An 11478-nucleotide genomic window follows, 5' to 3' on the forward strand; every position below is an offset into this window, starting at 1 on the left:
GTCGTCGTCCCCGGGAGGCCCTCGGATATGAACACCAACACCCCGGTCACCGTCACCGTCACCGGTGCGGCCGGCAAGATCGCCTATTCGCTGCTGTTCTGGCTCGCGTCCGGCCTGGTCTTCGGGCCGGGCACCCCGGTCCGCCTACGGCTCCTCGACATCCCGTCGGCCGTGGTCGCCGCCGAGGGAGTGGCGATGGAGATCGAGGACTGCGCGTTGCCGTTGGTCGACTCGATCGAGATCACCGACGACGTGACAGAGGCGTTCGACGGCGCGAACGCGGCGTTCCTCGTGGGTGCCCGACCGCGCGGGAAGGGCATGGAGCGGGCCGATCTCCTCACCGCGAACGGGGCGATCTTCCGCGAACAGGGGCGGGCGATCAACGACCACGCTGCCGACGACATCCGCGTGGTCGTCGTGGGTAATCCCGCCAACACGAACGCGTACATCGCCCACCGTCACGCGCCCGACGTCCCGGCCGGACGCTTCACCGCGCTCATGCGTCTCGACCACAACCGCGCGCTGAGCCAGCTGGCAACGCGGCTGGGGGCCCGGGTGTCCGAGCTCGACGGGGTGGTGGTCTGGGGCAACCACTCCGCGACCCAGTTCCCCGACGTCACCTATCTGACGCGCGGGGGCGAACCAGTCACCGCCGGGCTCGACCCCGAGTGGCTGGCCGACACCTTCATCCCGCGCGTCGCGGGCCGCGGCGCCGAGATCATCGCAGTCCGGGGATCGTCGTCGGCCGCCTCCGCGGCCGGTGCGGCGGTCGACCAGATGCGGGACTGGGTGCGTGGCACGTCCGGCGAGAGCTGGACCACCGTCGCGTTGCCGTCGGGTGGCGAGTACGGCACGGTCCCCGGTGTGGTGACGGGGTTGCCGTGCCGCAGCCGGGGCGGCGAGTGGGAGGTCGTCGAGGGCCTGGAGATCAGCGATTTCCAGCGGGCCCGCATCGACGCCTCGGTCGCGGAACTGGTCTCCGAGCGGGACGCTGTGCGCGCTCTCGGCCTGGCGGACTGACCCCGCGATCCTCCACCGACCCTCGACACCGTGAAGTCCGACGCCGCGGACAGGTGGGCGTACGCGTGACGCCCGAGTGGCGAGGGGCCCCGAGGTGCCCGGCGCGGTATGCGCACCCACCGTCGGCGCGTGCGGGCACCCGGCCATGCCCGCGGCCCCGGCGGCGGCGCTCACGGCGAAGGCTGCCCGCAGGAACCCGCGCCTCCCCAGTCCGCGTTCCAGCGTCTCCGCCGCGTGATGTCCGGTGTGCTCCATGGTGGGTTCCTTCTGCAGACGATGTTCTCCGACAGCGACGCGCAGAAAGCCACGTGTCCGGTGTGTCGAACCGGTTTCACCGTGTTTCGGGCGAGTTCGGAGGACGGCCTAAGATGGCCGGGTGACCACTCCAGCCGCTTCCCCTCCGAACGCCGACCGCGCGGACGCCCTGCCAGCCTCCTGGACCCCAGGTGAGGTGGAGGCCGAGCTGTATCAGCGCTGGGTGGACGCCGGCTACTTCGAGGCCGACGCATCCAGCGGCAAGCCCGCGTACTCGGTAGTCCTACCCCCGCCAAACGTCACCGGCAGTCTGCACATGGGCCACGCGCTCGACCACACCCTCATGGACGTGCTCACCCGGCGCAGGCGCATGCAGGGGTACGAGGTGCTGTGGCTGCCCGGCATGGATCACGCCGGCATCGCGACGCAGACCCTGGTGGACCGGAAGCTCCGCGACGAGGGGATCGACCGGCACGAGATCGGTCGTGAGGCCTTCATCGAGAAGGTCTGGGAGTGGAAGCGTGAGTCCGGCGGCACGATCGGCGAGCAGATGCGCCGCCTCGGCGACGGCGTGGACTGGTCGCGCGAGCGGTTCACCCTCGACGAGGGCCTGTCCCGGGCCGTCCAGACGATCTTCAAGGAACTCTACGACCAAGGGCTGATCTACCGCGCGGAGCGACTGGTCAACTGGTCGCCCACGCTGCAGACCGCGATCTCCGACATCGAGGTCAAGTACTCCGACGTCGAGGGCGAGCTGGTCAGCTTCCGATACGGCTCGATGGACGACTCCGAGCCGCACCTGGTCGTGGCCACGACCCGTCTCGAGACCATGCTCGGCGACACCGCGATCGCCGTCCACCCGGACGACGAGCGCTACGCGCATCTGGTGGGCACCGAGATCCCGCATCCGTTCCGCGACGGCTGGACCATGCGTGTGGTCGCCGACGACAACGTGGACCCGGAGTTCGGCACGGGTGCCGTCAAGGTCACGCCGGCACACGACCCCAACGACTTCGCCATCGGCCAGCGTCACGGGCTCGAGATGCCCACGATCATGGACGCCACCGGCCACATCACGGGCACCGGCACCCGCTACGACGGCATGGACCGTTTCGAGGCACGTGCGGCGGTCCGCGAGGACCTGGCGGCGCAGGGGCGGATCGTCAAGGAGGTCCGGCCCTACCTGCACTCGGTCGGTCACTCGGAGCGGTCCGGGGAGCCGATCGAGCCGCGCCTGTCGCTGCAGTGGTGGGTCCGCGTCGAGGAACTGGCGAAGATGGCCGGCGACGCGGTCCGCGACGGCGACACGGTGATCCACCCGACGAGCCAGGAACCGCGGTGGTTCGACTGGGTCGACGACATGCACGACTGGTGCATCTCGCGCCAGCTGTGGTGGGGCCACCGGATCCCGATCTGGTACGGGCCCGACGGCGAGGTGGTGTGCGTGGGCCCCGACGAGGAGCCGCCCGCCGGGTACACGCAGGAGGCCGACGTCCTCGACACGTGGTTCTCCTCCGCGCTGTGGCCGTTCTCCACGATGGGCTGGCCCGAGCGCACAGCCGACCTCGAACGCTTCTACCCGACGTCGGTGCTGGTCACCGGCTACGACATCCTGTTCTTCTGGGTGGCGCGGATGATGATGTTCGGCACGTTCGTGGGCCGCCGGCTCGGCGGCGACAAGGCCGCGCCCGGCACGGTCCCGTTCACCGACGTGTTCCTCCACGGGCTGGTCCGTGACGAGCACGGTCAGAAGATGTCCAAGTCCAAGGGCAACGGTATCGACCCGTTGGACTGGGTCGACCGTTTCGGCGCGGACGCACTGCGGTTCACGCTGGCGCGAGGCGCGCACCCCGGCGGCGACCTGTCCGTCGGCGACGACTCCGCGCAGGCCTCGCGCAACTTCGCCACCAAACTCTTCAACGCCACCCGCTTCGCGCTCATGAACGGCGCGAAGGTCGGTCCGGTGCCCGACGCCGCGGATCTCACCGACGCCGACCGGTGGATCCTGCACCGTCTGGGGCAGGTGCGGGAGACCGTCGACGAGGCGTTGGAGCGCTACGAGTTCTCCAAGGCGTGCGAGGCCCTCTACCACTTCGCGTGGGACGAGGTCTGCGACTGGTATCTCGAGCTCGCGAAGGTCCAGTTCGGGAACGACGACGAGTCCCGCGCCTCCGAGCGGGCCGAGCGGACGAGGCTCGTGCTGGGCCACGTCCTGGACGTGCTGCTGCGGATGCTGCACCCGGTGATCCCGTTCGTCACCGAGACCCTCTGGACCGCCCTCACCGGCGGTGAATCGCTCGTGATCGCGCCGTGGCCGACCGACGTGGTCCCGGCCGACGACGCCTCGGACGCGGTGCGGCGGGTGGGCGACGCCCAGACGCTGGTCACGGAGATCCGCCGGTTCCGCTCGGATCAGGGCCTCAAGCCCGGTCAGCGCGTGCCGGCGCGTATCGGTGGCGTCGACGGCGCGGACCTGCCGGCCGACCTGCTCGACCAGGTGGCCTCGCTCGCCCGCCTCACGCCGGCCGCGGACGACTTCACCGCCACGGCGTCGCTCGAGGTCCGGCTCGGCCTGTCGACGGTGGACGTCGAGATCGACACGTCGGGGACGATCGACCTCGCCGCCGAGCGGCGTCGCCTGGAGAAGGATCTCGCGGCGGCCCACAAGGAACTCGAGACCACGGGCGCCAAGCTCGGCAACGAGGCGTTCCTGGGCAAGGCGCCTGACCACGTCGTCGACAAGATCCGTGCCAGGCGTGACCTGGCGGAGGCCGAGGTCGCCCGGATCACCGCCCGGCTCGAGACGATGCCGGCGGGGAGTGGCTCCGCGTGAGTGACCGCAAGTGGCTCCCGCCCCACGATCCGGAGGAGGGATGGGACACCCCGACCGAGGAGGACGTCGCCGAGATGCTCGGCGAGGACGGGCTCGTGTCGGGCGTACCACTGGGCGGGCCCATCCCGGGGGACGAGGAGAGCGACGGTGACGACCACCTGCCGCCGCGCCCGATCCCCGAGGTGGGCAGCCCCGAGTGGCAGGCCGACACGGCCGAGCTCGCGGCGGTCGAGGAGAACCTGGCCACCCGCTGGCCCGAGTCCCGCCTCGAGCCGAGCCTGGACCGGATCGCCGAGCTGACCTCGATCCTCGGCGACCCACAGCACGCCTACCCCGTGGTGCACGTCGCCGGGACGAACGGCAAGACGTCGGTCACCCGGATGATCGACGCGCTGCTCCGGGCGCTCCACCAGCGCACCGGGCGCAACTCCAGCCCGCACCTGCAGAGCGTCACCGAGCGCATCGCGATGGACGGCGAGCCGATCACGGCGCGGACCTTCGTCGACACCTACCGTGAGCTGCAGCCCTACTTCGACCTGGTCGACCAGCGGTCCGAGGAGGCGGGCGGCCCGCGGATGAGCTACTTCGAGGTGCTCACAGCGATGGCGTTCGCCGCGTTCGCCGACGCTCCCGTCGACGTCGCGGTGATCGAGACGGGGATGGGTGGGACCTGGGACGCCACCAACGTCGTGCGGCCGGCCGTCTCCGTCATCACCCCCGTCGGCCTGGACCACACCGAGTACCTCGGCGAGGACCTCGCGACGATCGCGGGGGAGAAGGCCGGGATCATCCAGCCGGGACCCTCCGACGACCTGCTGCCGCGGGACCCGGTCGCCGTGATCGGCCGCCAGGAGCCCGAGGCCATGGAGGTGCTGATCCGCCGCGCGGTCGAGGTCGGCGCGGTCGTCGCGCGCCTCGGTTCCGAGTTCGATGTCGTGGAGCGGCGTCTCGCCGTGGGCGGACAGCAGCTAACCCTGCGCGGGCTCGGCGGCGAGTACCCCGAGGTGTTCCTGCCCCTGTTCGGCGAGCACCAGGCCGAGAACGCGGCGACCGCCCTGGCCGCGGTCGAGGCGTTCTTCGGAGCCGGGCCCGACAGGGCGCTGGATCCGGAACTCGTCCGCGCCGGCTTCGCCGCGGTCGACAACCCGGGCCGTCTCGAACGGCTCAGCTCCAGCCCCACCGTCCTGGTGGACGCGGCCCACAACGGCCACGGGGGTCGCGCGCTCGCCGAGGCCGTCACCTCGGAGTTCGACTTCAAGCGGCTGGTCGCCGTGGTCGCCATGCTCGACGGCAAGGACGCCGACGCCTTCCTCGCGGCGCTGGAGCCCGTGGTCGAGGAGGTCGTCGTCACCCGCTCGGCGTCACCGCGCGCGATGGAACTCGACGAGTTGGCCCGGATCGCGGAGGAGCGGTTCACCGCGCAGCGCGTCCACGTGGTGGACACCCTGCCCGACGCGGTCAGCGCCGCCCTGGATCTCGTGGGCGTCCCGGACCCCACCGCGGACGACGACGTCTCCGGAGTCGGCGTCCTCGTCACCGGCTCCGTGGTGACCGCCGGTGCCGCCCGCAGTCTGTTCGGAAAGGACGCACAGTGACCGACCCGACCCCCGGACCCCGGGGCACCGCACACGAGCCGTCGGTGGACCCGTGGAAGGGCCTGCGGGGCATCATGGCGGGGACCCTGGTGCTCGAGGCGATCGTCATCGGCCTGGTGCTCACGGTGATCGCACGGCTCGACGACGGCGCGCACTTCCAACCGTGGAAGGTGTGGTTCGTCAGTCTGCTGGCGATCGCGATGCTCGTGGCCAGCGGACTCCAGCGCAAACCCTGGGCGATCCCGATGAATCTGACCCTCGCGGCCCTGGCCGTGGCGGGATGGGCCGTGCACTGGTCGATGGGCGTCTCCGGCCTGTTGTTCGCGACCGTGTGGGCGTACATCCTGTTCCTGCGCCGCGACCTCGCGGGACGGATGGCCGGGGGATACCTGCCCAGTCAGCACGACTGAGCGGCCCCGCCGGGCGACCCCGCCCGCGTATGTGCTTGTAGCATTGCCGCCGTGACCGAGAGAACCTTCTTCCTCATCAAGCCCGACGGAGTCGAGCGCGGCCTGACCGGCACCATCCTGTCCCGTATCGAGGCCAAGGGGCTCAGGATCGTCGCCATGGACATGCGGCGGGTGCCGCAGGAGACCGCGGCCGAGCACTACGCGGAGCACGCCGAGCGTCCGTTCTACGGCGACCTGCTCGAGTTCATCACCTCCGGTCCCGTGGTCGCTGGCGTCCTCGAGGGGCCCCGCGCGATCGCCGCGTGGCGGCAGCTCGCGGGTGGCACCGATCCCGTCGAGAAGGCCGCCCCGGGCTCCATCCGCGGCGACTTCGGCCTCGAGACCCAGCTGAACCTCGTCCACGGTTCGGACTCCGAGGAGTCGGCGGCGCGCGAGATCGCGCTCTGGTTCCCCGGTCTGTAGCTCCCGCCACCTCCTGCAGCGACGACGCTGCCCACGCGCCCGTCGGCCCCCGTCCCGACGGGCGCGTCGCCATTTCGTGGTGCCCGGACGGCGACGTTCCGGCGCCCGGTGTGGGAGAATGATCGGAGCCCATCCTGGCGAGTGGACCACCAGTCCGCCCCGGAACGGGCGCCCGCCACCCGCGGCCCGATTCGTCCGGGTACCGCGGACCACAAGACGTTGCCCCGCCACGGCGGGGCCGAGACCAGAAGACGCCCGACCCCGTGCGGCGGCGTGGGTCACCGGTTTCCCGGTGACGTGATCGCGCCCGGAGTCCGGCCGGAGGAGACACGTGTCGGATCCGAACCTGACCATCGACGACCTCGCCGCGCTGCCCGAGAGGATGCGCGCGCACGCCGCGGCCAAGGCCGTGGGCATGACCAGCAAGGAGTTCCTGGCCGCCATGGCCGGGATCGGGGTGGAGATCAAGAGCGCCCAGTCCGGCGTGACCCGCGACATGCTGCTGACCTGGTTCAACAGCCGTTCCGACGCGGCGGAGGCTCCAGCCGCGAAGAAGGCCCCGGCCCGCAAGACCGCCGCGAAGAAGGCCGCGGCGAAGAAAGCCCCAGCGCGCGAGGACGCCGCCGAGGCGACGGGAGTGGACGTGGCCCCCGCCGAGGGGGAGACGGCCGATACCCGATCCGCCCGGAAGGCGCCCGCCCGGAAGAGCCCGGCGCGCAAGACCACCGCCGAGAAGACCGCCGAGAAGGCCACCGCGGCGGAGAAGAGCGCCGCGAGGACCGCCGACGAGACCGTCCCGGCCGAGGACACCCGCTCGGAAGCCGCCCGCACCGGGGGTGGGAAGACCGACGCGAGGAACCGGCCGCCGCTGCCGGAGATCGCGATCGTCACCGGCGAGGTCGGCGCCGCCGAGCCCGGGAATCGTCGACGTCGCTCCACCGCGACCCCCTCGTTCTCCCCCCTGTTCCTCTCTCCCGAGGACACCGCCGCGGCCACCGAAAGGTCCGACTCGGCAGGGCAGTCGCACTCCACGGCGCCGTCCGACTCGGCCACGCGGTCCGACCCCACTGCCCAGCCCGACTCCACCGAACAGTCCGACTCCGGTGAGGGCGGAACCCGTCGTCGTCGGCGTGGCCGTCGGGGCCGCGGCCGCGGGCGCGGTGAGGGCGGCGACGAGCAGAACGGCCAGGACACCACCTCCGGTCCGGACGCGGGTGCCGCCGGATCCGACGACGTGACCGGTGACGACGACAACGACGCCGACGACCGCACCGCCGCCACCGCGGCGTCCTCCGGAGACACCGACGGCGCAGACGCGTCCGACGACGCCGCGACGGCCGCCCGCGGGACCGGCCGCGACCGCTCCGACGACGCCGCGGACCGGACGGCCGACGACGCCGACGGGCAGGACGAGTCCGGAGACGACGACGCGGACGAGTCCGACGACTCCTCGGGCGCCCCGTCGGGCTCGAGGAGGCGTCGCCGTCGTCGTCGTCGTGGTGGGGGTTCCGGCGCCGACGACGCCCAGACCTCCAGCGACGACCCGCCCCACACCGAGGTTCACGAGCGCGACCCACGCCGCCGCACCGGGCGCGCGGGACAGGGCTCCGGCACGTCCTCCGACGAGGTCCAGGGCATCACCGGCTCGACCCGACTCGAGGCCAAGCGCCAGCGTCGACGCGACGGCCGTGATGCCGGCCGTCGCCGCCAGCCGATCCTGTCGGAGGCCGAGTTCCTCGCCCGCCGCGAGGCCGTGGACCGCGTCATGGTGGTACGCGAGAAGCAGCGCACCGACGGCAAGGGCCTCATGACCCAGGTCGGCGTCCTCGAGGACAAGGTGCTCGTCGAGCACTTCGTCACCACCGAGTCCGCCCGCTCGATGGTCGGCAACGTCTACCTCGGCCGCGTGCAGAACGTCCTGCCCAGCATGGAGGCGGCGTTCGTCGACATCGGACGCGGCCGCAACGGCGTGCTCTACGCCGGCGAGGTCAACTGGGAGGCCGCCGGCCTCGGCGGAAAGGCCCGGCGGATCGAGCAGGCCCTCAAGTCCGGCGACATGGTGTTGGTCCAGGTGACCAAGGACCCCGTCGGGCAGAAGGGCGCCCGCTTGTCGACCCAGATCTCGCTGGCCGGCCGGTTCCTCGTCTACGTCCCCGACGGCAACTCCACCGGCATCTCGCGCAAGCTGCCCGACACCGAGCGGCGCCGCCTGAAGGGGATCCTCAAGGAGGTCGTCCCCGAGGGCTCCGGCGTCATCATCCGCACCGCGGCCGAGGGCGTCAGCGCCGAGGAGATCGGTCGCGACGTCGAGCGGCTCGCCGCGCAGTGGACCGAGATCTCCGAGGCGGCCGCCAAGCGCACCGAGTCCGGTTCCGGCACGCCCGTCGCGCTGTACGAGGAGCCCGATCTGCTGGTCAAGGTCGTCCGCGACCTGTTCAACGAGGACTTCTCCAAGCTCGTCATCCAGGGCGAGACGTCCTGGAACACGGTCCACGGCTACGTCTCACGTGTGGCGCCCGAGATGGTCGACCGGCTCGAACGCCACGACAACCCCGACGTGGACGTGTTCGCCACCCACCGGGTCGACGAGCAGCTGGCCAAGGCGCTCGACCGCAAGGTGTGGCTGCCCTCCGGTGGCTCCCTGGTGATCGACCGCACCGAGGCCATGACCGTCATCGACGTCAACACCGGCAAGTACACCGGCTCCGGCGGCAACCTCGAGGAGACCGTCACCAAGAACAACCTCGAGGCCGCCGAGGAGATCGTCCGCCAGCTGCGCCTGCGGGACGTGGGCGGCATGGTGATCATCGACTTCATCGACATGGTCCTCGAGGCGAACCGCGACCTCGTGCTGCGCCGCCTCACCGAGGCCCTCGGCCGCGACCGCACCCGCCATCAGGTCTCCGAGGTCACCTCGCTCGGCCTTGTCCAGCTCACCCGGAAGAAGCTGGGCACCGGTCTGGTCGAGGCGTTCTCCACGCCGTGTGAGCACTGCCAGGGTCGCGGTCTGATCGTCCACGCCGACCCCCTCCACACCGAGTCGCACAACGCCGACGAGCCGGGCGCCAAGCGCGGCCGTCGTCGTGGCGGCAACGGCAACGGTAAGGGCAACGGCGAGTCCGACAGCGCCTCGCCCAAGCAGGCACCGCGCAAGGACGGCCCCGCGCCGGCCGCGCACCCGGCCGCGCTGGCGATCGCCCGGCAGAACGCCGAGGCCGGCGCCGGCGGGACCGATTCGGCGGATTCGAAGACCGTCGAAGCCGCCGAGGCCGCCGCGCCCGTCGTGGTGGCCGCCCCGCCGGCCGAGGCCGGTACAGACGAGTCCGATGCCCCGGCGGCGACGTCGGCGGCAGAGGCCGCGGCCCCGTCGGCGGCGGACGCGGCGACGACGGCGGTGGCGACCTCTGCTGCGGACGAGGGCGAGACCGCTCCCGCAGCGGCCCCCGAGGCGGGGGTGGCGGACTCCGCCGACGCCGCCGGGGTCACCCGGCCCGCGCGTCGGCGCCGCGCGTCGCGACGGGCGGCGAGCAACGCTCCAGCCCCGGAGACCGCCGCCGCGGACTCCGCCGCGAAGGAGGTCGTCGAGACGCCACAGGCCGAGTCCGCAACGGTGGCCGAGGCGGAGGAGATCGTGGACGAGGTCGAGTCCGCGACGTCGGGGGGTGGGGCCTCAGCCGGCACGTCCGCCGACGCCACGTCCGCCGACGCGGCGACCACCGGTGCCACGTCCGGCCGGCGGCCCCGTCGCCGGTCGACCCGTCGCGAGGCGGGTGCCGCCACAGCGGACTCCGCGGCGGCCACGAGCGCGGCCGGCGCCGCCACGGCCGCCACGGAGATCCCTGCGGCTCCGGCGGCATCGGTCGAACCCCCGGCCGGGGTCGAGGCCGCGCCGCTCGCGCAGACGCCGACCGCCGTGGTCGCCGAGCCGCGCAGGCGCCCCGCGAGGCGACGCGCGACCCGGTCGACGACGGCTCCCACGAGCGACTGAGAGACCGGGCCGCGTGTCCGGCGGCACGGTCGGTTTGACCTGCTGCGCCGCCGGACCGTAACCTTGACAGGTCGCTCGTCGCGGCGCTATGTCGCCGCGCGAGGAGTCGCGGGCCCGGTCCACACGGACCGGCGTGGCCGACGACCTCCGACCGGCGTGAGCCGGCGAGCATGAGAGAACACCGCACACCAGGTGCGGTCGCCCCGGCGGCCGCACACCCGAGAAGCAAGGGGAAGCCCTCGATGTACGCGATCGTCAAGACCGGCGGCAAGCAGTACAAGGTCGCCGAAGGGGACCAGGTCAAGGTCGAGAAGATCGAGGGCGAGGCCGGAACCTCCGTGTCGCTGTCCCCGATCCTCGTGGTGGACGGCTCGGCCGTCACCTCCGACGCCGACGCCCTGGCCAAGGTCACCGTCTCCGGCGAGATCGTCGAGCAGACCAAGGGTCCGAAGATCCGGATCCACAAGTTCAAGAACAAGACCGGGTACCACAAGCGTCAGGGCCACCGTCAGAAGCTGACGGTCGTCAAGATCACCGGTATCAAGTAATCCGTCACCGGCCGCCAAGGCCACCAGCTCAGCGCCCTCGGGCGTGCTCCCTGAAGGAGGGACTCGGACATGGCAAGCAAGAAGGGCGCGTCCAGCACCCGTAACGGTCGTGACTCCAACGCGCAGCGTCTCGGCGTCAAGCGCTTCGGTGGCCAGGAGGTCAACGCCGGCGAGATCCTGGTGCGCCAGCGCGGCACCAAGTTCCACCCGGGCGTGAACGTCGGCCGCGGCGGCGACGACACCCTGTTCGCCCTCTCCGCCGGTGCGGTGGAGTTCGGCACCAAGCGCGGCCGCAAGACCGTGAACATCGTGCCGGCCGGCGCCGAGGCCTGAGCCTCCCAGCCGACCGAACCACACGTGAATCGCC

8 protein-coding genes are annotated in these 11478 nt (G+C 72.0%); all 8 read left to right on the forward strand.

Annotated features, from left to right (window positions below):
* The first annotated feature begins 27 nt into the window (after positions 1–27).
* The 8 genes from VYL96_RS05480 to rpmA all read left to right on the forward strand — a co-directional run bounded on the left by VYL96_RS05480 (position 28) and on the right by rpmA (position 11444).
* Positions 28–1020 (forward strand): malate dehydrogenase, encoded by a 993-nt coding sequence (locus VYL96_RS05480; protein WP_063974031.1) that lies wholly within the window; start codon positions 28–30, stop codon positions 1018–1020.
* 376 nt (positions 1021–1396) lie between these two features.
* Complete coding sequence (locus tag VYL96_RS05485) at positions 1397–4108, forward strand: valine--tRNA ligase (protein WP_131884912.1); 2712 nt, start codon at positions 1397–1399, stop codon at positions 4106–4108.
* Entirely contained in the window at positions 4105–5703 is a 1599-nt protein-coding gene (gene folC / locus VYL96_RS05490) for a bifunctional tetrahydrofolate synthase/dihydrofolate synthase (protein WP_174521534.1), read from the forward strand. The genes VYL96_RS05485 and folC overlap by 4 nt, the downstream gene beginning before the upstream one ends.
* Entirely contained in the window at positions 5700–6113 is a 414-nt protein-coding gene (locus VYL96_RS05495; RefSeq protein WP_007628951.1) for a DUF4233 domain-containing protein, read from the forward strand. Before folC ends, VYL96_RS05495 begins: the two co-directional genes overlap by 4 nt.
* Before the next feature lie 51 nt (positions 6114–6164).
* On the forward strand, positions 6165–6575 hold the full coding sequence (gene ndk, locus VYL96_RS05500; protein ID WP_007628950.1) for a nucleoside-diphosphate kinase: 411 nt from the start codon (positions 6165–6167) through the stop codon (positions 6573–6575).
* A 331-nt stretch (positions 6576–6906) separates the two neighbouring features.
* A complete protein-coding gene (locus VYL96_RS05505; RefSeq protein ID WP_131884911.1) occupies positions 6907–10563 on the forward strand; it encodes an Rne/Rng family ribonuclease in 3657 nt (1218 codons plus the stop codon).
* A gap of 242 nt (positions 10564–10805) precedes the next feature.
* On the forward strand, positions 10806–11111 hold the full coding sequence (gene rplU, locus VYL96_RS05510) for a 50S ribosomal protein L21 (RefSeq protein WP_007626967.1): 306 nt from the start codon (positions 10806–10808) through the stop codon (positions 11109–11111).
* 69 nt (positions 11112–11180) lie between these two features.
* Positions 11181–11444: a 50S ribosomal protein L27 gene (rpmA, locus tag VYL96_RS05515; protein WP_007626965.1), complete on the forward strand. Its 264-nt coding sequence runs from the start codon at positions 11181–11183 to the stop codon at positions 11442–11444.
* Positions 11445–11478 lie beyond the last annotated feature (34 nt).

Source organism: Dietzia maris, assembly GCF_036287335.1.
GTDB classification, from domain to species: domain Bacteria; phylum Actinomycetota; class Actinomycetes; order Mycobacteriales; family Mycobacteriaceae; genus Dietzia; species Dietzia cinnamea.

Bases quoted from the DNA above. Each gene is read 5' to 3' on its own strand.
- rplU (WP_007626967.1), top strand. From the start codon at position 10,806: ATGTACGCGATCGTCAAGACCGGCGGCAAGCAGTACAAGGTCGCCGAA.
- VYL96_RS05480 (WP_063974031.1), top strand. From the start codon at position 28: ATGAACACCAACACCCCGGTCACCGTCACCGTCACCGGTGCGGCCGGC.
- rpmA (WP_007626965.1), top strand. From the start codon at position 11,181: ATGGCAAGCAAGAAGGGCGCGTCCAGCACCCGTAACGGTCGTGACTCC.